30 protein-coding genes are annotated in these 25,126 nt (G+C 49.7%); 5 read left to right on the top strand and 25 right to left on the bottom strand.

The window, feature by feature from the left end; translation table 11 throughout:
• Nucleotides 1-52: 52 nt before the first annotated feature.
• A complete protein-coding gene (locus tag KNO99_RS05215) occupies nt 53-238 on the bottom strand; it encodes a hypothetical protein (RefSeq protein WP_214693614.1) in 186 nt (61 codons plus the stop codon).
• 159 nt (nt 239-397) lie between these two features.
• On the opposite strand from KNO99_RS05215, the gene KNO99_RS05210 reads away from it, so the two are divergent.
• The gene (locus tag KNO99_RS05210; RefSeq protein ID WP_214745945.1) at nt 398-775 is read left to right on the top strand and encodes a DUF3021 family protein; all 378 of its coding nucleotides are present in this window, start codon (nt 398-400) and stop codon (nt 773-775) included.
• A gap of 36 nt (nt 776-811) precedes the next feature.
• Here KNO99_RS05210 and KNO99_RS05205 read toward each other — a convergent pair whose 3' ends face one another.
• The 5 genes from KNO99_RS05205 to KNO99_RS05185 are packed head-to-tail and all read right to left on the bottom strand — an operon-like array spanning nt 812 to nt 3,871.
• A complete protein-coding gene (locus KNO99_RS05205) occupies nt 812-1,162 on the bottom strand; it encodes a flagellar protein FliT (RefSeq protein WP_251130958.1) in 351 nt (116 codons plus the stop codon).
• On the bottom strand, nt 1,162-1,536 hold the full coding sequence (gene fliS / locus KNO99_RS05200) for a flagellar export chaperone FliS (RefSeq protein ID WP_214745942.1): 375 nt from the start codon (nt 1,534-1,536) through the stop codon (nt 1,162-1,164). Before fliS ends, KNO99_RS05205 begins: the two co-directional genes overlap by 1 nt.
• A 14-nt stretch (nt 1,537-1,550) precedes the next feature.
• Nucleotides 1,551-3,218, bottom strand: coding sequence for a flagellar filament capping protein FliD (gene fliD / locus KNO99_RS05195; RefSeq protein WP_214745938.1), 1,668 nt, complete (start codon nt 3,216-3,218; stop codon nt 1,551-1,553).
• Between the two features lie 12 nt (nt 3,219-3,230).
• A complete protein-coding gene (locus tag KNO99_RS05190; RefSeq protein WP_114165849.1) occupies nt 3,231-3,587 on the bottom strand; it encodes a flagellar protein FlaG in 357 nt (118 codons plus the stop codon).
• Nucleotides 3,588-3,631: 44 nt separating this feature from the next.
• A complete protein-coding gene (locus tag KNO99_RS05185; RefSeq protein ID WP_214745935.1) occupies nt 3,632-3,871 on the bottom strand; it encodes a hypothetical protein in 240 nt (79 codons plus the stop codon).
• Between the two features lie 102 nt (nt 3,872-3,973).
• On the opposite strand from KNO99_RS05185, the gene KNO99_RS05180 reads away from it, so the two are divergent.
• Nucleotides 3,974-4,849 (top strand): endonuclease, encoded by an 876-nt coding sequence (locus KNO99_RS05180; protein ID WP_214745932.1) that lies wholly within the window; start codon nt 3,974-3,976, stop codon nt 4,847-4,849.
• Nucleotides 4,850-4,939: 90 nt separating this feature from the next.
• Here KNO99_RS05180 and KNO99_RS15450 read toward each other — a convergent pair whose 3' ends face one another.
• The gene (locus tag KNO99_RS15450; RefSeq protein ID WP_214745930.1) at nt 4,940-6,550 is read right to left on the bottom strand and encodes a flagellin N-terminal helical domain-containing protein; all 1,611 of its coding nucleotides are present in this window, start codon (nt 6,548-6,550) and stop codon (nt 4,940-4,942) included.
• A 395-nt stretch (nt 6,551-6,945) separates the two neighbouring features.
• On the opposite strand from KNO99_RS15450, the gene KNO99_RS05170 reads away from it, so the two are divergent.
• Complete coding sequence (locus KNO99_RS05170; RefSeq protein ID WP_214745927.1) at nt 6,946-9,681, top strand: SH3 domain-containing protein; 2,736 nt, start codon at nt 6,946-6,948, stop codon at nt 9,679-9,681.
• 165 nt (nt 9,682-9,846) lie between these two features.
• Here the strand turns inward: KNO99_RS05170 and KNO99_RS05165 are convergent, their stop codons facing one another.
• From KNO99_RS05165 to KNO99_RS05150, 4 genes are all read right to left on the bottom strand, one after another.
• Nucleotides 9,847-11,139, bottom strand: a complete 1,293-nt coding sequence (locus KNO99_RS05165; protein WP_214745924.1) for a methyl-accepting chemotaxis protein — start codon at nt 11,137-11,139, stop codon at nt 9,847-9,849.
• A 122-nt stretch (nt 11,140-11,261) separates the two neighbouring features.
• Complete coding sequence (locus KNO99_RS05160; RefSeq protein WP_214745921.1) at nt 11,262-11,585, bottom strand: hypothetical protein; 324 nt, start codon at nt 11,583-11,585, stop codon at nt 11,262-11,264.
• 10 nt (nt 11,586-11,595) lie between these two features.
• Nucleotides 11,596-12,423, bottom strand: a complete 828-nt coding sequence (locus tag KNO99_RS05155; RefSeq protein ID WP_214745918.1) for a GNAT family N-acetyltransferase — start codon at nt 12,421-12,423, stop codon at nt 11,596-11,598.
• Nucleotides 12,424-12,489: 66 nt separating this feature from the next.
• A complete protein-coding gene (locus KNO99_RS05150; RefSeq protein ID WP_074033732.1) occupies nt 12,490-12,975 on the bottom strand; it encodes a hypothetical protein in 486 nt (161 codons plus the stop codon).
• Between the two features lie 156 nt (nt 12,976-13,131).
• On the opposite strand from KNO99_RS05150, the gene KNO99_RS05145 reads away from it, so the two are divergent.
• Nucleotides 13,132-13,632 carry a hypothetical protein gene (locus KNO99_RS05145; protein WP_074033734.1) on the top strand — a complete coding sequence of 167 codons (501 nt, stop codon included), beginning with the start codon at nt 13,132-13,134 and terminating at the stop codon, nt 13,630-13,632.
• A 31-nt stretch (nt 13,633-13,663) separates the two neighbouring features.
• On the opposite strand, the gene KNO99_RS05140 is transcribed toward KNO99_RS05145, so the two are convergent.
• From KNO99_RS05140 to KNO99_RS05130, 3 genes are all read right to left on the bottom strand, one after another.
• Nucleotides 13,664-14,599, bottom strand: a complete 936-nt coding sequence (locus KNO99_RS05140; protein ID WP_214745915.1) for a DMT family transporter — start codon at nt 14,597-14,599, stop codon at nt 13,664-13,666.
• 106 nt (nt 14,600-14,705) lie between these two features.
• Nucleotides 14,706-14,993 carry a putative quinol monooxygenase gene (locus tag KNO99_RS05135; protein ID WP_214745912.1) on the bottom strand — a complete coding sequence of 96 codons (288 nt, stop codon included), beginning with the start codon at nt 14,991-14,993 and terminating at the stop codon, nt 14,706-14,708.
• 130 nt (nt 14,994-15,123) lie between these two features.
• Nucleotides 15,124-15,984: a YitT family protein gene (locus tag KNO99_RS05130; protein WP_214745909.1), complete on the bottom strand. Its 861-nt coding sequence runs from the start codon at nt 15,982-15,984 to the stop codon at nt 15,124-15,126.
• Nucleotides 15,985-16,163: 179 nt separating this feature from the next.
• Here KNO99_RS05130 and KNO99_RS05125 point away from each other — a divergent pair, with 179 nt between their 5' ends.
• On the top strand, nt 16,164-17,078 hold the full coding sequence (locus tag KNO99_RS05125; protein ID WP_214693643.1) for a YitT family protein: 915 nt from the start codon (nt 16,164-16,166) through the stop codon (nt 17,076-17,078).
• A gap of 57 nt (nt 17,079-17,135) precedes the next feature.
• Here KNO99_RS05125 and KNO99_RS05120 read toward each other — a convergent pair whose 3' ends face one another.
• The 11 genes from KNO99_RS05120 to KNO99_RS05070 form a co-directional block, all read right to left on the bottom strand.
• Nucleotides 17,136-18,191: a GGDEF domain-containing protein gene (locus KNO99_RS05120; protein WP_214745906.1), complete on the bottom strand. Its 1,056-nt coding sequence runs from the start codon at nt 18,189-18,191 to the stop codon at nt 17,136-17,138.
• A 93-nt stretch (nt 18,192-18,284) separates the two neighbouring features.
• Entirely contained in the window at nt 18,285-18,512 is a 228-nt protein-coding gene (csrA, locus tag KNO99_RS05115) for a carbon storage regulator CsrA (protein WP_074033743.1), read from the bottom strand.
• Complete coding sequence (gene fliW / locus KNO99_RS05110) at nt 18,512-18,949, bottom strand: flagellar assembly protein FliW (RefSeq protein ID WP_214745903.1); 438 nt, start codon at nt 18,947-18,949, stop codon at nt 18,512-18,514. The genes csrA and fliW overlap by 1 nt, the downstream gene beginning before the upstream one ends.
• Nucleotides 18,950-18,964: 15 nt before the next feature.
• Nucleotides 18,965-19,519 (bottom strand): DUF6470 family protein, encoded by a 555-nt coding sequence (locus KNO99_RS05105; RefSeq protein ID WP_251130957.1) that lies wholly within the window; start codon nt 19,517-19,519, stop codon nt 18,965-18,967.
• Between the two features lie 27 nt (nt 19,520-19,546).
• Nucleotides 19,547-20,482, bottom strand: a complete 936-nt coding sequence (gene flgL, locus KNO99_RS05100; protein ID WP_214745897.1) for a flagellar hook-associated protein FlgL — start codon at nt 20,480-20,482, stop codon at nt 19,547-19,549.
• Between the two features lie 6 nt (nt 20,483-20,488).
• Complete coding sequence (gene flgK, locus KNO99_RS05095) at nt 20,489-22,042, bottom strand: flagellar hook-associated protein FlgK (RefSeq protein ID WP_214745894.1); 1,554 nt, start codon at nt 22,040-22,042, stop codon at nt 20,489-20,491.
• A 14-nt stretch (nt 22,043-22,056) separates the two neighbouring features.
• Nucleotides 22,057-22,413 carry a flagellar export chaperone FlgN gene (flgN, locus tag KNO99_RS05090; protein WP_214745890.1) on the bottom strand — a complete coding sequence of 119 codons (357 nt, stop codon included), beginning with the start codon at nt 22,411-22,413 and terminating at the stop codon, nt 22,057-22,059.
• Nucleotides 22,414-22,527: 114 nt separating this feature from the next.
• A complete protein-coding gene (locus KNO99_RS05085) occupies nt 22,528-22,779 on the bottom strand; it encodes a flagellar biosynthesis anti-sigma factor FlgM (RefSeq protein ID WP_074033759.1) in 252 nt (83 codons plus the stop codon).
• 23 nt (nt 22,780-22,802) lie between these two features.
• The gene (locus tag KNO99_RS05080) at nt 22,803-23,189 is read right to left on the bottom strand and encodes a flagellar protein (protein WP_074033761.1); all 387 of its coding nucleotides are present in this window, start codon (nt 23,187-23,189) and stop codon (nt 22,803-22,805) included.
• Nucleotides 23,190-23,207: 18 nt separating this feature from the next.
• A complete protein-coding gene (locus KNO99_RS05075; RefSeq protein ID WP_214745887.1) occupies nt 23,208-23,876 on the bottom strand; it encodes a ComFC family protein in 669 nt (222 codons plus the stop codon).
• The gene (locus tag KNO99_RS05070; RefSeq protein WP_214745884.1) at nt 23,873-25,030 is read right to left on the bottom strand and encodes a DEAD/DEAH box helicase family protein; all 1,158 of its coding nucleotides are present in this window, start codon (nt 25,028-25,030) and stop codon (nt 23,873-23,875) included. Before KNO99_RS05070 ends, KNO99_RS05075 begins: the two co-directional genes overlap by 4 nt.
• Between the last annotated feature and the right edge of the window lie 96 nt (nt 25,031-25,126).

Genomic DNA, 25,126 nt, shown 5'->3' with positions numbered 1-25,126 from the left:
ATTCCAGGCAAAATAAAAGTCAAGGTCCACAATCGGACCTTGACATATACACTTATCCTCTTGATTTCAGTTCTTCTTCCTCGTATGGGTCAGGACGATCTTCAAGCGGCGTATCGTCCTCGACATACGCCTCGAGTTTCGGGTCCCGTTCCACATACTCATCGTACGCTCCCTCTGGACCATAGACGAAATAACGGCGTTTCCGTGACGATACCGGTTTGGACTCTTTCTCACGCATCTCGTTTCCCTCCTCTTTCCAGAAAAGAAGCAACGGCTACAATGATGTTTACCCGATTATAGCGGAAAACAGACGTGATTTCATCTTCGCTTTTTATCCGAAACCTTTTTGCGTGATATCCGTATATATGCACAACGATTCAATGAAGGGATGGTACATATGCAATTAGTGAAGAAAGGGTTCGTACGAAGCCTCTTATGGTCGCTGCCGTTTGCGATCCTCGCGCTCTATCAAGGATGGTCAGGAAATACGGACGGCGTACATGCCATGCTCGTCTACGTCGGAGTCGCTTTCTTTCTCGGGCTCACGAGCGTCATTTATGAAGTCCGACAATGGTCGTTCAAAAAGCAAATTTTCATTCACTGGTGCGTCATGCACATGACGATCCTGCCGCTCCTTTGGTTCGGTGGGTCTACACCAGTGACGTCACTTCAAGATGCCATGCGCCTCTACTTAAATTTCACGGTAAGTGGGCTGATCTTGTTTACGGTCTCTTACTTCATCATTCGCATGCGTCGCCAAGTGAAAACCTCTTAACACACAAAAGCTCGAAGGCATATGCCTTCGAGCTTTTTACGTCTGTTGGTCGAATAGTCCAGAAAAGTTAGAATCGACGTCTTCATACGGGTCGACGTACGATTTGACCGTCTTCCGTTCCATCCGGGCCGTTCCGAGCGTCATCCCGAGACGCTGGTGTTCAGCCTCAATGAGACGTGCAATCTTTTGACTGTCGTCGACGAGCTGCCGGAGGACCGTCTGATCGGCTTTCTCCAAATCAGGACCGTGCGCCGCCAGCAACTGTTCGCGGTCGTCCAAGAGCTCATGGATTTGTTCCATCCATGAGTCGTACGTTGGCTCTTCTGGGACTTGCGCCAGCAACTCTTTCAGGCGTTGCGTCTTTAAAATGATCTCATCAATCGGCATCATGACTGTTTCGCGAGTTTCATCGCTTCCTTCCACGTGTCGCGGAGTTCCGTTGTGAAATCGAGTACCTCATCGAGGATCGTCGTATCGTTCTTGACGTTCGCATCGACGAGACGGCGCCACATGTACTCATAGAGCGAATCCAGATTCGCCGAGATGGCGATGTTTTTATTGAGTGTGAGACGAAGCTCTTGGAAGATGGCTTGCGTCTTTTGGATATTGATGTTCTTCAAATCAGGGTTCCCCTGGTCGATCGCAAGCTTGGCGAGGCGCATGAACTTGAGCGCCCCGTCATAAAGCATAAGCGTCAGTTCCTGTGGGTTCGCGGTCGTGACTGCATTGTTTTGATAAGCTGCGTATGGATTGGCTACCATTTAAATTCCTCCTCTTACATGCCTCCGCCTAAAAACTGTTGAAGTGAAGCGGCTTGTGAGTTCGCCTGGTTCATCGCCGTTTCCATCGCCGCGAAGCGACGGTAGTAGGCGTTTTCTTTATCGATGAGTAAATCGTTTAATCGTTTGATTCGCGTATCCATCTGCGTCATCTCGCGACCCATTGAATACGTCGGAGCCCCCGCCCCATCCGCACCGGCGATACGCGTGATCGTCTCACGTGAGTCTTTTGCCGTGTCACGAATTTGTGGGAGGAGTCCTGTACTTTCATCCGTGAACAGTTTATACACTTGTTCTGGGTCTTTCTCGATGGCAGCTTTTAACTTCTCTTCATTCAGCTCAATCTTACCACCGTTTGTGAAGTCAGAACCGGTCGAGAGACCGATCTGGAACAGTTGCTTCATCTCTTTATCGTTCGATGCCGATGTCGCACTCGACCATTTGCTACGGAGCGTGTCCATCGTCCCACGAAGAATCGTGTCCCCACGGAGCATCCCGCTCATCGCTTTCTCTTCCCACTTCTTGATCTCATCTTCCGACAACTCATCACGCTGCGCCTGTGTGAGCGGTGCGAACGATCGGAATCGTTCTTCGCGTGTCTTCTTGTTCATGAGATCAATCGTCTCATTGTATTTATCGACGAATCCTTTGATGTTGTCAAAGATTTTTTGAGTGTCAGTGGCAGCGGAGAGTGTGACTGGTCCGCTCGCAAATGTCGATTTTAAAGTCAATGTCATATTGTCGATTGTCACAGTATTTGAGCTCTGTGTCATTGGAATACCATTCAGCATAAACTGTGCATCTGTTCCAGCTTTCAAGGCATCACCTGGAGCAATTCCTAGTGCTGTTTGTGTGGCTGCATCGAATTCAATCACTGCAGTTGAACCTGTTTGTTTTTGGGTCAAAGCGAGCTTCCCTGAAATCGGTTCAAAAAATGCGGAAATGCCTGTGTCTTTACCATTCAATGCCGCAATCAGATTGTCTACAGTTGCATCTTCTGATAACTGAATCTTTTGCATCGCACCGTCTTTAACAGATCGTAGTTCAAGTTCATATCCGGAAGTAAATGTCGCTTTTGTGCCAGCTGGGATATCTGACCCATCTGTCATCGTCACTTTACCTGTCGCGTCGACGCTATAAGTTCCATCAACTAATGGTGAATCGCTTGCATCACGCAATTGAACACTACCGGCTTTTGGCGGTGGTGAAAGTGTCCATTCTTTCGTAGCCGCATCTAATGTCGCTGAACGAGACGTTGGTGTAAATTTCATATCAGAAATTTTAGTCGTTCGTGTCACAGCACCGTCCGCTTTCGTTAACGGTGTTGCCGTTACTGTCGCGGCAGTCGCTAAATCTGAAACGGAATCAACACGGATTGCCGTATTCCCATTCGAAGGACCTGCCACAACTGAGACACGTGACTCATCCGACGAACTAGACGTCTTCGCATAGAAGTTTCGGCTGAACATCAAGTCGACTGCGCTATTTCGTAACGTCATGAGGGAGCGGTTGATTTCACGATACGCATCGCGTTTCCATTCCGTCGTTTGTTTCTTTTGTTCGAGTTTATCGACCGGCGCACGCTCGGCCTGCATCAATTGTTTAATAATCGTGTCGGTATCGATTCCACTGGCGAGTCCGCCAAACCGGATCGGTGTCGTCATGAAAATCCTCCTTTATACCCGTTCATCGAAAAGTTGGTTGAACTCCATGAACGCCGCAAAGAAATCGAGTGATTTCTTGCTTGGGATTTCGCGGATGACTTCGTTGTTTGTATCCACGATTTGAATATAGTAGTCGTTCAATTTTTCATGTTTCATAAACTTCAAGCCCGTACGTTGTTGTTCGAGCACTTGATTCGCCTTCTCGACGGCCGCCTCTAATTTGGTGACGTGTTGAGGCGTCGGAAGAATGACGATGCCTTCGTCAGCGAGTTTTGCTTGATTCGCTTCGACGAACACGTTTTTCGTTTGTTCATACGGCAAGACGGAAGAAGGTAGGTGAAGCCGGACTTCTGAAATGGTCGGATTCATATACGTCTACTCCTCTTAATAAATGTTCTCAATTCATATATCGGTTATTCTATTAAATTATTAAGAACTTCTGGGAAACTAACCGAAATCTTCGATTCGAGATAGACTAATTGGTTTTGTAAATCTTGAAACGATTGATTTAATACTATTCTTCTCGAATCTTCGGCGTTCATCGCTTCAAGTGCGATAGATTTCATCGTCCGTAATAGCTCTTCTTTTTCATCAAGGATTTCTCTCAACGCTTTAACTTGATGTAGTTGCTCCAACACTTCTTCACGAATCATAAACCTCAATCCCTTCTCTTTTTTTATATCGGTCAAATGAATGAGCTTCATAAGGAACGGGAATTAAATAATGTATGATTACTAAAATAGGGAGTGGTTGAAGTGAAGTGGGAAGAGTTGACGATTTTTGAGAAAAGCTTGTTACTCGGCACACTATTAGGAGATGGAACAATCGCAAGAACAAAGTCAAAAAGTATTCCAAAGAAAGGTCTTCAGTACCGAGAACATTTTTCCGTGAAACAGATGGAGTATCGAGAGTGGAAGTTAAAAGCGGCCCCTCGTATTTTTAGCGGAATTCAAATTCGGAAATCAGGAACGAGCGCAGAACTGTATTCAGAGAAAGATGAATTATTCGCATGGCTTTGGGAGCAATGTTACGTCGATCGAAAGAAATATATACCTATCCATCTATTAGAAGATTGCACCCACCCTGTCTTTTTACTCGCACTTTACTTAGATGATGGAAGTTTATCTTTAACCAAATCATCACGGTCTAAATTGAACCAAATTATCATCACACCGCATATCTATTTGTATCTTCAAGCATTTTATCCTGAAGAGCTTGAGCAATTAAGTGCTTTTATTGCTCGTACATTTCATCATCAGTTTGTGTTAAGCAAACGATCCGATGGTCATTTCTATACGTTACGTATTCAAAAAACAGAAGAAGCGCTTCGATTTTTGAATGACTTTGAACCTTATTCTTATGCAATCCCTTCAATGCGAAAAAAATTGGATTGGGAATACCGACTCAATTTGGAAAAAACGAAACATCCAGACATGTCTGTGATTGTCTCCAAAGCAAAAAATGACTATACCGAAGAAGAAATTCAATTTATTATACAAGCGAAACGAGAAGGAATAACGGATGCTAAGATTGCCGAGGCATTGAATCGTACGTATTGGTCAGTCGTCTACAAATGGCAGGACATTAAGAAAAATATTATAAAAGAGTATCGACTCATTTACACATACTAATGCAAAAGCCCGTCTCTCGATTGGCGAGAGACGGGCTTTGTTATGCAATCCGTACATTGAGTGTACTGATTAAAGAGTCGAAAGAAAATCTTAACGAAGAAGTTGAAGAACCGCTTGCGGTTGCTGGTTCGATTGGGCCATCATTGCTTGTGCAGCTTGGTTAAGAATGTTGTTCTTCGTGAAGTTCATCATTTCTTTTGCCATATCAACGTCACGGATACGTGATTCTGCAGCAGTTAAGTTTTCAGCAGATGTACCTAAGTTGTTAATCGTGTGTTCAAGACGGTTCTGAACCGCACCAAGGTTAGAACGTTCTGTCGAAACCGATTTAATTGCTGAATCAAGTGCAGTAATTGCGTTATCTGCTCCCTGACGGTTTGAAATATCTAAATCAGCAATGTTTAAACCTGATGTAGTCATGTTTCCAATTTGAAGGTTAATGTTCTGTGTGCTGTTTGCGCCGATATGGAAGTCTACTCCCCCTGAAGCTGAAGTCGTTGCTCCAGAAAGTCCGAGCGCATCTGCAGAATCATTTTTTTCAAATTCAAGTTTAACTGTATCTGACTTGTCAGTTGAGATGACAAAAGCACCGTCTTTTACTTTAACATCAACTGTTCCGAAATCTTCTCCAGTTAATGCCTTATATTCATCCAAAGCAGCTTGAATATCTGTTTGCAAATCAGCAGCAACAGTTGTGATATCGTCGCCCGCTGTACGACCACCGCCACCAACATTTGCTAAATCAACAGCAATTTCTTTTCCGTTTGCGCTGAGTTTGAGTTGATCTGTAGTTGCGAGAGCGTTAATAGCTGTTGTAGCCTCGGCAGTTAATTTACCATCAGAACCTAATGTTTTAGTAGCGTTATCTGTCAAAAGATCTTGAAAATCAGAAGCTGTCTGTGCTCCAGTATTCGTACCATCTTCAAGTGGTTTAATCGAAATTTCTGAATTTGACCCTGTTGTACCACTAGTGATTTTGAAATTCATTGTAGTCGCATCTGTTACATCAATATCAAACTTAGCATATTTCACTGTATCTGTTGGATTAGCTGCATTGTGCGTATCGATTGCAGCATTTAATTTCGTTTCTAAGTCTTTGAAGAAGGCAAAAGTATCTGATGAGTCAACGCCAGCTAAATCAAACGTTTTACCATCTAATTTCACTTGGAAATTTTTAGTAGACCCAGCTGTAAATGCACTAGGGTCCATATCACCAGTTTCAAGAACAGCAGCAGTCGCTTCGCCTAAGGAAGAACCAACACCTGATAATTGAGTACCAGAAAGTTCACCGTTCAAGAGTTTTTTCGTGTTAAATTCAGTATTTGTAGCAATACGGTCGACTTCTGACTTCAACTGTTTGACTTCATCTTGAAGTGCTGCACGATCGTCGTCTGTCGCTGTGTCATTTGATGCTTGTACAGAAAGTTCACGCATACGTTGAAGAATTGAATGTGTCTCATTCAAAGCGCCTTCAGCAGTTTGAATCAATGAAATTCCGTCTTGTGCGTTACGTGTTGCTTGATCAAGCCCGCGGATTTGTCCGCGCATTTTTTCAGAAATAGCAAGACCAGCTGCGTCGTCGCCTGCACGGTTGATACGAAGACCTGAAGACAATTTCTCCATTGCTTTCCCAGTTTGCGTTGTGTTGAACGACATGTTACGGTGTGCGTTCATTGAGTTAAGGTTGTGGTTAATAATCATTTTAATTTCCCTCCATAGGTTTAAAGTTTTTCCGCTCTTCCAAGTCCTTTTGTCCGAGCATGCAAGGTTTAGGCCGGCCCCTCACCTTGCATTTTTTGGAACGTTTTATCGTTTCCATACTCTATATCGGAACCCTATTCAGATTGTTTAACAGTTCTTTCATCATTTTTTCTTTTTCTTTTCCGTCTTCATACTACTTGGTTTCTTTATTTCTCACCCTTCTCATCCATTCCGTCTAAAAAATCTTATCAACAATAGGATAAATTATCTAATTTTCCTCTTTGTTAGAAACGTTTACCCCTTTTTGAAATATTTCCTTTCAATCACTTCCCTCCTTTCTCTATACTTGTGTCGAGTCATCTTTATATTGAACTAGGAATCAAGGAGGGAAACCATTGAACAAACAAACCAAGCGGTTGAGTACAGCCATTTTCTTAAGTGGTGCATTGTTCGCTACGCTTTACACTCAACACGCAGACGCCGCATCGAAAACTGCAACCGTCGACACAACCGTGTTAAATGTCCGACAATCTTCCTCTACATCTTCCCCAATCGTCGGGAAACTCACAAAAGGGACAAAAGTCTCTGTATTGAGCACAAAAGGAACATGGGCACAAATCGAGTACAAAGGTCAAAAGCGCTACGTATCTTCGACTTATCTCAAAATGACTTCGACTTCATCGACAAGCGCGCAAAAAGTCGAAAAAGTATATAGCGTTACGGAGAATCTCAACTTACGCTCTTCTGCGAGCTTAAAGGCGAAAGTATTATTGACCATCCCGAAAAACAAAGAGATTCAATACATCTCGAAATCAGGTAGCTGGTATCGCGTCAAATACGGTTCAAAGACCGGTTATGTCTCATCAAAATATGTAAAATCTGAGAACAAAGTCATCAAAGAAGCGACGTCAACAGTTTCGAAGACATCGACTTCATCATCTTCTAGTTCAACGAAGAAGGTTTATACCACGACGGTCAACTTGAATATGCGCACAAAAGCTTCGACTTCTGGATCGCGCATCCTCACGATCCCAAAAGGGAAAGAGATTCAATATCTCTCGAAGTCAGGTAGCTGGTATCGCGTCAAATACGGTTCAAAGACCGGTTACGTCTCGTCTCAATACGTGAAAACGACGACAAAAGTCGTCAAAGAAGACTCTACTTCGACAACGAAGCCACCAACAACATCAAATAGCTCAAATAAAACGACAACGAAATATACGACTACTGTCAACTTGAACATGCGAACAAAAGCCTCGACTTCTGGATCGCGTATCCTCACGATTCCAAAAGGTAAAGAAGTTCAGTATATTTCGAAATCAGGTAGTTGGTATCGCGTCAAATATGGTTCGAAGACTGGTTATGTCTCGTCTAAATACATAAAGGCGACAAAAGTATCCACACCAGCAGCGAAACCTCCTGCGACAAAACCACCGACAACAAACGCCACATCAAAAACCTATAAAACGACAGAGAATTTGAACTTGCGTAGTTCAGCATCTACGTCAGGCAAGATTCTCGTGACAATCCCGAAAAACAAGACAGTCAAATACATCTCAAAATCGGGTAGTTGGTATCGCGTTCAATACGGTAGCAAAACCGGATATGTGTCTAGCAAATATTTGTCAGAGGTCAAAACGACTCCTTCAAAACCGGAAACTCCAGTCGTGAAAAAATATTATTACACGACCGTCAATTTGAACTTACGTGACAAGGCATCAACAAGTGGTAGCCTTCTCATGACTATTTTGCCGAATGAGAAAGTTGAGTACGTCTCATCACATGGTGACTGGTATAAAGTGAAATATGACGGGAAGACCGGTTATGTCGCGAAGAAATATTTGACTGAAAAAGCACCAGCCAAGCCGAGTGAACCAGCGGAAGATACAGATTACGAAATCAAGTATGAAGCTGTCGTCACGGTAGATGGATTAAACGTGCGAAGCACCCCAGGTGTCACGTCTACGAATAAAATCGGTCAATTAGAGAAGAATCAAATCATCGGTGTCATTAAAGATGTAAATAGTGATTGGTCTCAAATTGAATACGTCGTCAATGATAACTTCGTCACGGCTTATGTCAGTCGTGATTACATCAAACCTTATACAGGTCCAACAGTTCCTGAGACAATTCCTGGCTCAAAAAATGTGGTCTTGAATTACACGGACTACGCATACAAATTGACAGACATGGTGGCTATCCAAAAAGGTGTCAATGCTCAAACCGATAAGTATAGAGGTACAGCTGCCTATGTCTCACAAGAATACGTTGAACTCATTGAAGGTACGAATACCGGTAGAATTACCGTTTCAGGTCTCCGCGTTCGAGCTGATTCGAACACGAACTCTCATATTTACGGTATCTTAAATGTAAATAGCATCGTCAACGTGTTAGGTGAGAAGGATAACTTCTACCTCATTAGCTACAAACGTAAAGCAGGAGAATCAGAACGCGTCTTTGATAACACGTGGCGCTTGGCAACTGAAGAAGATATCTTAAATCGTGTCGACCCACGTTTGGTCGAATTTGAAAAAGCACTTGAATCACCTTACGAATCTTTCCAGTTCTTAGACCTTTCGAAACCAACGAATGCAACTGCAACTGTTTTAAACAAAGCATTGGTCGGCAAGGGTATTCTTGATGGACAAGCACAAGCTTTCATTGACGCAGGTAAAGCATTTAACATCAATGAAGTGTACTTGATGTCGCATGCATTCCTTGAAACTGGTAACGGTATATCAACTCTTGCAAAAGGTGTTTGGGTCGATTCTAACGGAAACTTAAGTACATCAGACGCTACAAAGAAACATCTGGTCTACAACATGTTTGGAATTGGCGCAACTGATGCAAATCCATTGGCAGGCGGAGCGAAGCATGCCTTCACTAATGGATGGTTCACTCCGGCACAAGCCATTTACGGAGGCGGACAATGGATCAGTGAGAGATACATCAATAACTCACGTCAACAGAACACTCTTTATAAGATGCGCTTTAATCCAGCAAAACCTGGAACGTATCAATACGCGACAGACATTGGATGGGCGTTTAAACAAACGTATAAGATTCACGAGATTTACAAATTGCTTGATTCTTATACAGCAGAATTCGATATCCCACGTTTCATCTATTGATTTATTTGACGAATCCGGTCACATCATGTGATCAGATTCGTCTTTTTGTGTTCTAACCGATAAGGAATTCAATCAATACTGTTTAGACAATCTGTTCAAGTCAAAAAAATACCTCCATGGATATCGACTTCTCATCGCCGACATCCATGGAGGTATGTTTATATATTATGCTTCCACCTTCATCTGTTCCGTCTCATTCTGCAAACTCTCCGCGACCCGAACGAGCTCTGTCATCGCCCCGTTTACTTCTCCAAGACTTGCCGCTTGCTGGCTTGCCGCTGACGTTACTTCATTCGCATAGCGCGACGCTTCTTCGACCATGCCAACGATGCCTGCCGAGTTCGTCACGACCGAGTCAATCTGACCGCGTGACTCATCCAAGAGTGAATCGACCGAATGGACATGGCTGTACACTTCGTTTGCCGAATTGTGGATCGATGCGAACGCACCACCCGCTTTTTCAACCAAGCCGACGCCTGTCTCGACTTCTGCTTTCACGTTCGCCATCGAAGACGATGTATCGCCAACGAGACGCTTCACGTCTACGATGAGATCTGTGATTTCTTGAGTCGAGTTCGCCGTTTGTTCCGCGAGCTTTTTGACTTCTGCCGCCACGACAGCGAATCCACGACCATGCTCCCCGGCACGTGCCGCTTCAATCGACGCGTTCAAGGCAAGCAAGTTCGTCTGTGCCGAGATGTCACTGATGACATCTGTGATACGTGAGATCTCGCCTGTCATCTCTGTCAATTGGCTGTTGAGTGTCGACGATTGCTCCACTTTTCCAGCAATCGCATGCATCGCGTTGACGGAAGACGACGCGAGGCCTTTCCCGCTCTCCGCTTCCTGTTGCATCTCGCTCGCCGAATCAAGCGCCGATGACATCTCTTGACGGATGCTCTCCATCGTCCGCGCGACCGCTCCGAGTAAGTCCATCGAGTTGTATGTCGCACTGACGTTGTCTTCTAACATTTTGTTGAGGGAATCCATCGCGACACGAATACTTTCGCCCGCCACGTTTCCTTCTTGAACCGCTGCCGCGATTTCTTGCGCCGAACCTGTCAATTGGTCCGCCGTGTAACGCATGTTCGATCCTTGTTCGCGAAGGTGTTCGACCATGTTGTCCATCGACAAGAGCAAACGTCCCATCTCCGAACGGTCTGATGTCTTCTCGTCCGCGAAGTGGACTGTCAAATCACCGTTCCCGACCTCGACGGCTTTCTCAGAAGCCATCTCGACCGCTTTGAGTGGACGACGGGCAATCAAGTAAATGACGATGCCGCCGAGTGACGAGATGAGTAACGCCACGACAGTACCGACGAGCATGACTTGACCTTGTTCCATCTCGAGTTCCGTCAAGAGTAATAGGGTGATGTAGCCGACCGCTCCGCCCGTGATAAAGGACGTGACCAAGATCCACGCGAGCAATTGCGTCGTAAAGTTTTTAAATACTTTCACTGTTTGTTCCTCCTCAATGTGTTCATCACTCCCTATATCGTCCGATTTCCAATGAATGTATAGCGTTTTCAGTTGAACGTTTGGTCAATGAAAAAACGTACCCCGTAAAGGAGTACGTTTCATCAAAATGCTTCATCGTCACGTTCGACGCGCGTCACCCGTCGCGGAGTCGTCGCAGCGTCGATCGCGAGCGTGATCGCTGCCGCCCAGTGGAGCATCATCCCGACGATTGGAATGAACCCGAGGACAGAGGCCGTGATCCCGACGGCCGCGCCGTATGAGAATCGGTTCAGTCGACTGAACGAGAGAATCAACACGATGACGTGATAGACGAACATGAATCCGAGGGGCGAATACCCCATCCCGATGATGAAAAGACCACCGAGAATCGGGATCCCGAGAAATGCTTCAAACGCTGCACCGAGCCATTTCAGATTTTTCACCATGTGGGTCACCTCATAATTCGATCATGTAAAACTCGTAGCCGCCATTCTCTGCGAAGCCGGCGCGCTTATAGATCTCAAGCGCTGCCTTGTTTTCCGTCTCGACATCGAGCTCGACTTTTGTCCGGCCCATGCGGAACAGTTGTTGCACCATCTGTTTCAACATTTTCGTGCCGTAACCTTTGCCTTGCTCTCCTGCTTTGACGCCGAACGCGTGAATGCTTGCCGCGTCGTCACCGACGAGAAGGGCACGGATGACGCCGACCGGCTTGCCGTCGACTTCGCCGATATACGTCACACGGTCCGGCGTGTCGATTTGTTGATAAATGTTTTCCGTCACATCGACCGGGTCACCGAACGCCTCGCTGAGTGTCGCGATGATGAGCGGGCGGTCGTCTGCCGTCGCCTCACGGAGCGATACCTCGTCCGGTTTCAAGAACAATTCCGCCTTCTTCAAGACGAGATTGTATTCCGAGAACTGATACGCTGCCTGAAGATGTTCAAGTACCGCCTTCCCAGACGCTGAGTTTCGGTCGATGACGAACGTGAACGCCTCACAGCCGTTCAGTTTCGCATCCTGTTTCGCCGTCTCGAGCAGTGCCGTGAAGACGCCTTGCTTCCGGTATTCCGGATGGACGAGCGCGTTCACCTCATACTCGTTCGGGAGATATGGGAAGAGCATGAGATACCCGACGAGCGTCTCGCCGTCATATACCGCATAGTCGTTCTGTCCGACCGACTCATGACCGACTTTGACGTCGATCTTCTCACTCATGTTTACCGCCTGTTCTAACGTTTTCACATCATCCGCTTGTTTGACTTCTTCTACTGTCCAATTCATATACATCACCTCATTTGTATTGTAGCACAAAGAAAAAAGCCCGCCGTAGCGAGCCCACTTACAAGATTATAACGTCCGAAACTCCAACTCAGGGAGCGTCTCGATCAATTCAGCGATTTCATCCGTATGCGCCTCCGCGCCTGGGACGGCCTCTGTCGGTTCGACCCAGAAGAACGTCTTATCGTTCGTGCCGAGATAGTTACCGTAACCGACCTCTGTCGCGAACGCCTCTTCCGTCAACTCACGGTCGATCAAGTCCAAGTGGAACAAGAGCTGGTCGTCCCCGTCCTCGACGTTATAGTACAAATCGAACGTGCTGTAGCTCTTCGTGTCGCCGATGTCGACGACGTCTTGTGCCTTCTCGATATAGACGTCACCGCGCTCGATCGCCGCAACAATCTTTGACGGCAAGATGATCTCGTACCCGAGCTCTCGGTCACGAATCGTCTGCGTCGTATCCTCTGTCCGTCCCCGGGACGAGACGACACCGACCGTTGCCACCAATGCACCTGTCACACCGAGCGCGAGCGCCCATTTCATCGATTTGTTCACAAGAACCACTCCCTAGTTGTTGATGTCTTCACTTGATTATCCCACAAGTTGATGACTTTTCATCAAATATTCTGAAAAAATGTTTCCCCTTACATTGACGACCGTCCGCCAATCCCATACGATGGTAATAACGTACTAGAGAAAAGAGGAACTGACATGTCTAACGAAACTACTTTGACGCGCGCTCAGCTCGACGCGCTCTTGAAAAACGTCTTCGCCCTTCAAATCCCGGTCATCGAGAAATTCATGACGGATTTGTTTAAACAATACGTCTCGACGGCTTCCACGTTCAAACAAGATATGGACACGATGAAAGCGACAGACTGGCACAAACACTTCTTCGGTCAAAAGGTCATGCCGCACCTCTTCATCGAGAACCTCGGCTTCGGCGCATCGTTCCGCCACCAAGGTCAAGAGAAGGTCGTCAGCATCCCGGAGAACATGACGGTCGTCAAACCGGACTCGGACGCACAGATCAAAGAGATTTTAGAGAACCTCGACAAGACGCTCGCGTCGATGGACGGAATCAAAAACAAAGGACTCGTCAAGAAGTTCTATAAAGAAACGCTCGAACTCATCTGCCAGCTCGGTAGCCGTACTGGTATGATGGATGACTTCTATGACAAAGTCAAAGGCAGTTTGACGACAAGTTCATGACAATGCCTCGCTCGAAGGAGCGAGGTATTTTTTATGCCTCCTTTTCGATTGCCATCGGGAGTTCGATGAATTGGCTCCGACTATGGAAGACGACGCCAATCATGACGAGCGTGATTCCGACTAAGGCGATTGGGGACGGCATGACCGCATGGAGGAAGAGGAGCTCGCCAATCAAGGCGAACAACACCTCGAGCGCCTGCGTCGCCTCGACGGACGCCAGTTTTCCCATGTCGTGCTTGACGAGGTCCGTCGCCTTGAAAAATAGGACGGTCGCGACAATCCCTGACAACAAGGCGACGAGGAACGTCTGCCCGAGCTGGCTCGATGAGGGACGACCCGTCGTCAACCCGTACCCGAACAGTAAGAACCAGACCGGGAGCGACCCGAGACACATGCCAAGAATGCGCTCGAGCACGTCGAGGTCTGTCTGTTGCATCATCTTGCGGTTGCCGAGTGGATACGCGAAGGCCGCAATCACGACTGGGACGACACCGAACCAAAGGAAGCGCGGCTCGAACGACTCGAAAAACTCGACTTGCATCAAGACGACCCCGATCAAAATCAGACTCGAGAACCGAAGCCCTCGCCACGGGATCTGTTCGCGTGACCCATCCGCTTTCTTGAAGAGTGGTGACAAGAGCGCACCGGCGACGATCGTCACTTGCCACGTACCTGCGATGAGCCACGGAGGTGCGACCTCGGCCGCGAGACAGATGGGAACGTAAAAGAACCCGAACCCGACCGTCCCCCAGACGATCCACGGACGCGGATTGTCTTTAAGCGCCGAGATGACCCGTTTGAGTCCACCCCGTAAGGCGACGAGGAGCATCAACAGTGGGATCATCCATAAAAAGCGGAGCGAGGCACTATAGGCGAAGCTACCTCCCCCGACTTGCATCACTTCGTTCAACACAAACGTGCTCGCAAAAAACAAGGCTGCAAAGACACCGAGTATGAGTGGACGCATACGTTCCCTCCTTTCCGAATCCTGTCTTGTTCTCGGTATCCATCTCTTTCTCCTGCAAAAAAGACGGACGACACGTGGTCATCCGCCTGTTGATTCGATGATTCCGTCACGTCCGCAGTTCGAGCGCGGCGATCCGCTCCATCCGCTCGAGGATGGGCTTCGCCTGATCGATATACGCCCTCACTTCAGCAAGCGACAACGACGCCGCATGCGCATCCTCACTCCGCCACACTTCATAGACGAACACCGTGTCCGCCTCGTCGAGCGATACGTGGACCCGATACGATTCACAGTCCGCCGTCGCCTCCATCTCCCGTGCCGCTTCCGATAAAATCGCCACGAGTCGGTCCCGTTGTCCCGCTTTTGTGACGAGCTTCCCGATCAGTGCATACATGCTCCATCCTCCCCTTTCCCTTGCATCGTCTCATTCCACTTGTTGCGTCCGATTTCCTGCCTTACGGGTTCACACGTATGGAATGTTTTCACGCCACATATATAAAAAACGGACGGCACGTGGCCATCCGTCAGTGAATATCGCGTTTTTGGAAATTCCCGCCTTTGACCTCTGTCACCTCGTATACGACAACGAACGCCTTCGGGTCGACTTGATCGATGATGTCCTTGATCTTTCGTTCTTCGAGCCGGTTGATGACACATGTGATTTCGTAATAGCTCTCTTTTGAATACGCACCTTGGATCTGATTCAACGTGGCGCTCCGCCCGAGACGGTCCCGAATCGTCTCGACCATCTCATGCGGTTCACTCGTGATGATTTTGAACGTCTTCGCACCGCTCAATCCCTCTTCGACGATATGAATCACTTTCGAGGCGATGAAATAGGCGATCGCCGACAAGACGGCTCCTTGAAGCCCGAACACTGTCGAGACGACGATGAAGACGAACGTATTCAAAAATAGAATCAAGTCACTCGTCCCGAACGGCAGTTTACGGGACAAGAGGACGGCCAGCATATCAATCCCGTCAAGCGCACCCCCGTTACGGAGGGAAATCCCCATCCCGAACCCGAGGATGATTCCGCCGACTACGGTAATGAGGAGCGCGTCGCCCTCGATGATGGTCGGGACATGGTGCATGATCACCGTACCGACAGACAACGATGCGATCCCCGTGACGGAAAGGATGGCGAAGCTTTTCCCGATCTGTTTATACCCGAGATAGATGAACGGGATATTGAGAATCCCGATAAAGATCCCGAGCGGTAATCCCGTGAGCTGCGACCCGACGATACTGATGCCTGTGACGCCCCCATCCGACACGTTGTTCGGGATGAGGACGGACTCCAACCCATACGCCGCGATGAGTCCGCCGATGATGTTCATGAAAATCTGAAACCCCATCAACCAGGTTCTATTCTCTCGTTTCATGTTGCATGGACCTCCTTCTCATGTTCAACAACCTTCTTAGCCTACCACAAAATAATACTGAAATAATTTACAAGGAATCATCAATCTATTCTGAATATTCATGTCAGATTCTCTGTCGCAAAGGATTTTGTATCGGCTCGTTTTGGTATACTTAAGAAAATGGAAAGGGGGCACCACGTATGCAGCGTACACCCATGCCTTCCCCGACACCGGAGGAAGTGCAGCGCTTAAGGCGCGAACATAATCCGATCAAGGCGTCCGAACTGTTTGCGAAAGTCGTCCTCTTGCTACTCGGTTCCCTCGTCTTCGCGGTCGGCCTGGAGGCGTTCCTCGTTCCGAATCAGATCATCGACGGTGGGATCGTCGGGGTCTCGATCATCGTCTCGTATTTGACGGAGACGAAACTCGCCATCTGGCTCGTCCTGTTCAATTTGCCGTTCATCTACTTCGGCTATCGGCAAATCGGGAAGACGTTCGCCGTCGTCACGTTGACGGCGATCCTCCTCATGTCGGCGTTCACAATCGTCCTGCATGACATCAAACCGTTCACGGACGATTTGCTGTTGTCGACCGTCTTCGGGGGCTTCTTGCTCGGTGCCGGGATCGGGCTCGTCATCCGCGCCGGTGGGTCGCTCGACGGGACCGAGATTCTCGCCGTCGCTTTCACGAACCGATTACCGTTCTCAGTCGGAGAGATCGTCATGTTCTTCAACATCTTCATCCTCGGGACGGCCGGTTTCGTCTTCAGCTGGGACCGGGCGATGTACTCGCTCCTCACGTATTTCATCGCGTTCAAGACGATCGATGTCGTCTTGGAGGGGATCGATCAGTCGAAGGCGGCGTGGATCATCACGAACGCACCGGAAGAAATCGGTCAGGCGATCATGGACCGGCTCGGTCGGGGCGTGACATATCTCCACGGGGAAGGCGCGTATACAGGGGACGGGAAGAAAGTCGTCTTCACGGTCATCAGCCGACTCGAGGAGACGAAATTAAAAGACATCCTCGACGACTATGACGAGAAGGCGTTCCTCGCCATCGGCAACATTCACGACGTCCGGGGCGGACAGTTCAAGAAGAAAAACATTCACTAAACGTGAAATCCCCTATAACCGCTGGACACCATTCGCCAACGGTTATAGGGGATTTTTTTAGGCGAAGCGGACCTGGTCCCGTCCATTCCGTTTCGCATCATATAAAGCCTCGTCCGCTCGTTCGAACACGACCATGCTCGGTTCGTGCCCGGCGACCGCGGCACCGATCGAGACGGTCATGGGGATGACCTCGCCCTGACATTCGAACGTCGTGTGGCGCACCGTCTCAACTAATGATTCAGCCACTTCTTTCGTCTGTTCACACCCTTCGATCACGAGCAAGAACTCCTCCCCGCCGTAACGACCGACGAACCCGCCTGGCGGACAGTGCCGTTCAAGCGTCTGACCGATATGTCGGAGCGCGGCGTCTCCTGCCAGATGACCATATGTATCGTTCAACTGCTTGAAGTGGTCGACATCGATGACGAGTAACGTCCATGGCTTCCCGGACATCTCCAAGTCGTTCATCTGTTCGAGCGTCCGGTAACGGTTCGGGAGTCCCGTCAATTCATCGACGGTCGCCCGATGCGTATGCAGGAGGAACATCCATAGATGCGTCTCGAGCTTCTTCGCCCCCCAATAACAGAGCCACGCCCCGAGCGACAGCATGAGGAAGTACGGGATGAAGACGTTCACGAACACCATCGTATCCACACTGCCGGTCACACGAATCAAGACGAGGAGCGCACCGAATCCGACATAGACGGCATATCCTCGTGAGCGATGCATGGGGACACGCGAAAGGAGAAGCGAAAAGATGTAAAAAACGACGAACATGAGAATCGAATCGACGAACGGGGCACTCATCCCATGCAGCGTCATGCGCCCGATAAAGATGAGTGCGAGCGTGACGACTGCACCGAACGGTCCGGCGTACGTCGCCGACAAGGCAATCGGGATGAGACGGAGGTCGATCCTCGCATCGCCAAGCTCGATGGCGTTTAAGGTCAGCAAAATCGCCGTCAATCCGTTCGACACCCCAAACCAAAAACGGACGAACAGCGGGGAGGACGGTTGAATCGGCAAGACCGTCCGCATCACATAGAACGTGAGCGACATGAGTAAAAAAATGATACTGATATTAATAAAAAACTGGTTGATGACCGTTCCCATCGATTCCCCTCCTTCCCTTTCCGTTTCCATCCTATCCCAACCAGGTGAAAAATGTCACCCTTACATTCTAGATTTACAAAAAAAGTCGAAAGCTCACGCTTCCGACTGCTTTTTGATCATCTGCTTCATCAAGTTGGCACTGTCTCGTGCCGACTCATTCTCTTCTTGCATCTGAATGTACACTTCATGTCGATGGATATCGATATGGCGCGGGGCATCGATGCCAAGTTTCACCTGGTCGCCCTCGATGGCGAGCACCGTGAGCGTCACGTCGTCCCCGATATGGATTGCCTCGCCTTGTTTTCGTTTCAATACGAGCATCAGCGCACCTCCGCTTTCGTGCCGCCAAGCGGATAACGGGCCGGATACGCATCGTCTAAGATGACTTGCTTCCCGCGACGTTCCTTCGTCTCGATGACGATCGGCGCCTTCAAGTTGAGCGTAGATGCATCAAACGGCTCACGGAGCGTGACGATCGAGTAGACAGAGACGTGTTCCGCTTCTGCGATCCCGAGCTGATCCTTCGCCCCGTCCGACAGTTCGAACGAATAGTCCGACTTGTGCCAGAACGGATTCGTCACGACGAACGCGCACGCCTTCTCTTCGATCGACTGGAGCGACCAGAACGGCAGCTCTTCCCCGTATGGAATCAACACGAACGTCTTCGAGTCCGGGAATCCTGGAATCTCACTGACGAACGAAATTGTCTCCGCTTCATTTATTTCAATCTTGCCAAAGTAGTCTGTTTCAATGAACATGGATTGTCCTCACTTTCAACGCGTTTCATCATACATCCCACCGACCGGCCACATCTCGAGCGATGCCTGTTGACGGAGAGAAATGTCCGTCGTCCATGGCGTGAACGAGATGTCTGCCGGTGTGAGCGATACATCAATCTGTGGCGGTGTGATATTCCATTCGATTTTCACATCCGCCGGCGTATACGTCAACTTGACACGGTCGATTGATTTCGGCATATAGCCCATCTCGACGATCGGATACGGGTCGTTCACTTTCTCTGCCGCCATCGAGGCAATCGGGTTGCCGTTCTCGATGCGCATCATGCGATCCCCTTCACGGGCGATGTTCATCATCGCCTCGCGGGCCCCTTGTTCCCCCATCTGTCCGAACGACTTACCGAGTTCGAGCGCCCCTTTCAGGTTACTCTCACTCCGTGCCACCGACGAGTCGATCTCAAGTTTCCCTTGAGTCGTCTGTTGCCTCATCTCGGCTTTCCCTTGCTGCATCGACATGTCCGCCCGACCTTGACGCATCTCGAGCACCGGTCGGTTCGAGGTCATCTGGATGGCAGCAAACGTTTGCCGCATTTCAAGTCTCGCGAGATTCATGAGCGATTACCGGAGGAAGTCAAGGAGCGTCGGTTGGATGATCCGAGCACCTGCCGAGAGTGCGGCGCGGTGTACCGTCTCATGCGACTTCAACTCCATGATGACTTTCTCAACGTCGATGTCTTCGTTGTCGGACATGATCGTCTTCGCGATGATCTCGTGGTCTTGTAGACGATTGTCGACGAGCTCCAAACGGTTCGCACGGGCACCGAGCTCAGACCGCTCCGTGATCAAGTTCTGCCCGATTGTATCGAGCGTCTCAAGTTGGGCCGATAAGTCGGCTCCTCCCGTAGTCTCATCGGCGAGCAAACCGCTCAGCTGCTTCAATCCTTCGAAGAGCTCTCGTCCGAAGACGGTCTCCGGCTGCATGTTCACTTGCATCGTGATCCCTTTTGAGACTTCGAACTCGATTTTCCCGGTCGCCGTCGGAGGACCGTCCGTTCCATAAATCGACTCGAGCGTCGCCCCTGGTTTTTCATTCAAATAGTCTTTCAGCGCCTGCATGTCAATGAGCGGTTGATCTGTTTTCGTCCCGTTATAAATATACTTCTCGCCCGCTTTCGAGTTGGCGAGTGAGCCGATATGTTCGATCAACTGGTCGATCTCACTCTTGATGATCGCGCGTTGCGACGACTCGTACGTGTCGTTCGCGGCTTGCGTCGTCAATTCCCGAATCCGTTTGACGGCTTCGGTGACCTCGTTCAAGGTCGAGTCCGTCATGTCCATCCAGCTCGTCGCCTCGCTGACGTTGCGGCGGAACTGGTCGACTTCCCGCACCTCGGTCCGGTACCGGATTCCTTGCATCGCGACGACCGGGTCCTCCGATGCCTTTTGGATCCGCTTCCCGCTGATCAATTGTTCCTGGACGCGGGCGAGCGTGTTATAGCTACTCGATAAGTGTTTCAAGTTCGTCTGTGTGAGCATCGTCTGTGTGACACGCATCAGTCATTACCTCCCAACGACACCCATGCCGTTAATGATTTTGTCGAGCATCTCGTCGACGACCGTGATGTTCCGTGCCGCCGCATTATATGCATGTTGATATTGGATCATCATCGTCATCTCTTCATCGAGCGAGACCGCGCTCACCGACTGACGGCGCTGGTCCGAGCTACTCAAAAGAGCGAACGTGCTCTTCGCGAGGTTCGCGTTCTGGCTCGCCTCGACCGCCATGTTCCCGATGACGTTCTGATAGTACTTCCCGATCGATGTCGTCGTCTTGGCCGACCCGGCAAAGCTGAGTGCTTTCTCTTTTAGTCGTGCGAGTTCGAGCGCCCCGCTCCCGTCCCCGATATTGCCGTCTTTTGAAGCCGCAATCAGATCGAGGTTACTCATGAACGTCTCGTTCACTTCGATGTTCGACGCTTTGATGTCGGTGTTCGTGTTCGTTCCTGCGTTCACGAAGAAATTGTCTTGTCCTTCTGTACCTAGCCCATCTTTGTTCGTTTTGTGCGTATCGTTGAACGCCGTCGCGAACACGCTCGCCATCTCGTCTAAGTCTTTGAGCATCTTCGTATACGCCCCATCCGCCGCTTCAGGACCCGATTGGCTTCCGTACATCTCAACGAGTGCTCGTAATTTGCCGTTCGGCATGTCTTGGAGCGTCATCGTCTCAGCTGTCGCAGCATCTGCCGCGCGATACGACGACTCGGTCACTTCCCCGACACCACCCGTGATGCCATCGACCAATTTCACTTTGACCGGTTCTGGCAACACGTCCGGGTTTGCAGGATCGATGACACCTGGCACGGTGATTTGGATGTCGATTCGTCCTTCTGCGACACGTTGCGAGTTCCCGCGCGTCTCCCCGTTCAAGTAATCGACCGGCACACGCTCGAACTTGATATATTGCGAGAGCTCGTCCATGTAACGGTCGCGCTCGTCATACAGTTCGTTCGGCAAGACGCCAAGTGGTTCCGCGTCCCCGATTTGACGGTTCACGTTATTGATTTTCGTCAACAGGTCGTTAATTTTTTTCGATACGACGCCCGCTTCCGCTTTTAAGTCCTCTTTCACTTTCGTCAGGGATGAAGACATGTAGTTGAACGTCTCGGCGAGCGTCATCGCCCGCTGACGGACAACGCTTCGTGCACCCGTATCATCCGGATTGACCGACAAGTCCTGAAGTGACGCCCAGAACAAGTCGAGCGACTTGGCAAGGCCGTTCTCGGATGGTTCGTTGATGATGTCCTCCATCCGCCCGAACGCCGCTTCTTTCGTCGCATAGAACGCGTTCTTCACCGACTCATCGCGATACTGTTGGTCAATCATGAGATCGCGAATCCGAGCGAGCGTTTCCCCGCGTACCCCGGTCCCGAATTGTCCGGCTTTCGTTCCGCCGAAGTTGACCGAGAGCTGTTCCGTCATCCCGAGGGTGAGACGTTGGCGTGAATAGCCAGGGTTTGAGGCGTTCGCCACGTTGTTCCCTGTCGCCTGTAACGCCCATTGGTGTGTCGTCAGGCTGCGGCGCGCCGTCTCTAATCCCATAAATGTTGAACCCATTCTGTACTTCCTCCTTAAACGTCACGGCTGAACGAGCGCGTTTCAAACGCTTGTTGTCCGTATGTGAAATCATCTGCATCTGGCAAGAGCATGTCCAAGTGCCAGGTAATATAACGAAGGGACTGTTCGAGAAGCGATGCGTTCAATTCGTTCTGACGCTTCAACTCGAACAAGACCGGTCTCAGTTCCTCTATCTCTTCATCGTCCAATTCATACGTCCCTTGAAGTCGTTCCGCTTCTTTTTGTGAGATTTGTCGGACGAGTTTCGCCTCTTCTTTGACGAGTGCGCTAAAAGCGGCCATGTCATTTTGGACGAGCAGCTGTTCTTTCGTATAGGCCAATTCGAGTAAACGTTTATGTAATGTGAGCATGAGTCTCTCCTTTTTCCAAAAAAAGAGCCGACTAAAGAAAGGGGTACCCCTTATTTAGTCAGCTTCCGTGCCGTGTTATTCAGTGCGAAGGCCTCAAACGGACCTCGCTTCCATTCATCCTTGTAGAAAGCGTTTGGCGATTTCACGCGCGTCCCGTGAATACGTGCCCGCATCAATCTCTGCTTTCAAAGCGTCGATTTTTGCGAGACGGTCCGGATGTTTCACCGGTTCTTCAAACCGGGCGCGGGCTTCCGCCGAGATTGACAATTGGTCCGTTTGGCGTGATGGCGCGGGCTTCGGCTCGACTTGCGTTTTCTTTTCATAAGTGTTCGGTAAATGTACCCACTTGGCTGAATCGATGCGCATGCGTCTTCCCCCTCTTCATGATGTTAATCCAAACGATAAGCGCGAGCACTTGACGACTTCGTCAAGCTCTCTTGTAGACTAGACAGTTCCTTCTGCATATCTCTCTGGCAGTTCGAACAGACTTTCCCTTCGTTCGTCGGTTGACCACAACGTACGCAGCCGACGAGGAGTTCCGGGTTGTCCTTGATGATCAGGCGTCCTTCATGGATATATCGCGTGATATCAAGTTCCGACACACCCGTCGCTTCGACGAGGGCGCCGATGTTCGTTGATTTGTTTTCTGGTTCACGAATGAAGTCACGGACTTTCAAGAAGTTTTGGAAGTCGACTTCGCTACATGATGGGCAATAAGGCGAGCGACCTTGTTTCATAAACAAGCGTCCGCACATTTGGCAAGATGCTGCATCCATTGGTTTCACCTCTGCCTTTTATATCGGACGGGTTTTTGATTTGTTTAGCGCCCGAAATAAGCAAATCGCAGAAACTTCTGTCGCACCTGCCTGCCGCAGTGAAAATGCCGCCTGATGGAGCGTCGTCCCCGTCGTATAAACGTCGTCTACAAGAATGATTTTCCCACATTTCACTGAAGTTGGTACAGTGAAAGGATTCGTTCGGTGTCGTCTTTCTTCTTTCCCGAGTTCGCGTTGACTCGAAACCTCGGTTTTCTCGATCAGTTGCCGGGTCGGACCAACCTTTCGTGCGAGCACCTCCGCTTGATTGAAGCGACGCGACCTGTGTCGTTCGTCACTGAGCGGGACGGGCACATATGTCGCGCCAGGTTCTCGCAGTGCCCGAAGTTTTGGTGCGACCGATGCGGCGATGACGACGTCGCCACTGAATTTGAAGCGATGTAGCCACTCGATTCCCGCCTCGTCATAGGCGTACAGACAACGGACGGTCAAATCAGAGCCGAGCGCGAGCCAGCGGACGCAATCTGAGCACGTCTCCCCCGTTTCATTCGGTTGACCACAGCGCGGACAGCCTGTCCCGATCGGCGTCAGTCGGTCCTCACATGACGGGCACACCCAGTCGCGTCGCCATAACGTGGCCGGTGTCCACGGGACGGTCATCGGTTGGTGACAGAGAAGACATTTCATCGACTGTTCGCCTTCACGATCGCCCGGATGGCGAGATCTTGCCGAAACGTCCGTTCATGATAAAAGAAACAGACCTCCCCTGTCGGCGCATCGGGTTTTCGTCCGGCCCGTCCTGCCATTTGGATGAGCCCCCGTGTTGTGAAGAGTCGATGTTCGCTCTCTAGCACCCCTACCTGCACGTCCCGGACCGTCATCCCCCGCTCCCAAATCGATGTCGCGAGGACAATCCCCCTCGTCTCTTGAAGCCAGTGCAGCGCGTCGGTCCGCTCCTCGGTCTCGGCCGATACCGTCCGACATGTAAACCCCGCGTCTTCTAGCGTCTTACGATATCGCTCGAGGTGAGGCTTTGTCGGCACGAACAGGAGACGCGGTTTTGCGGCGTGACGTCGACAGAAGTCAAAAATCCGTTCGTCCGACTGTTTGACGAGTGTCGGCACCGGCAAATCAAATCCGTGATAACGGCGGGACAGATGCACCGTCGACACCATCTGTTGCCAAACGGTCGGGGTCGCCGTGATGAAGAGAAACACCCCTTTCCCGACCCGATAGATAGTACGCCATAACGTCATGTCAAAGGCGAATGGAAAAGCATCAGACTCATCGACGAGCACATAATCAAATACGTCTCGTAGATTCAACAATAACGGTGCGGTCGCCACCGTGATCATCCCGATGGAATCTTTCTCGCCACCCCCGTACCGTCTCGTGACGGGCACGGTGAATGCTTGTTCGAGCCGTTCCACCCATTCGATGGCGACATCTTTCCTCGGGGACACAATCAATACCCGCTTCCCTTCATTGACGACCTGCTCGATCACCGGGAACGTCATCTCTGTCTTCCCGGCTCCACACACCGCATGGACGAGACCGGTCTTCCGTTCGTCCCACCACGTGAGTAACTGACTTGCGACCATCATTTGAGCTGGTGCGAGCTCGAACGGCATCGTCAATTCGGTCTTCTTGAATGGTGTCGTGATGTCCCGCTCTTGTAGAAAATCACATCGGCAGACACGTCCAAGATAAAGACAGTTCCGACAGTAGGCACATGATCCGTGATGACAGGTGAACGTTCGGACGTCCGTGCTGAGACAGCGTTGGCAGATGCCAAAACGGATGGCGCGCGTCCCATTTGATGCGACGATGAGTTCCCCCATATCCCTTTTCTCCTTTTTTCCTTTCACGCTAACAGAGTGGACGTCTGATTACGACTCGGCTTACGAAAGACAACCGAACGACTAAACACAAATAGG

The organism is Exiguobacterium sp. s189, assembly GCF_018617615.1.
Lineage (GTDB): Bacteria > Bacillota > Bacilli > Exiguobacteriales > Exiguobacteriaceae > Exiguobacterium > Exiguobacterium aestuarii_A.
The sequence above is the reverse complement of the archived record's forward strand: the minus strand, read 5'-3'. Positions and strand labels throughout refer to the sequence as shown.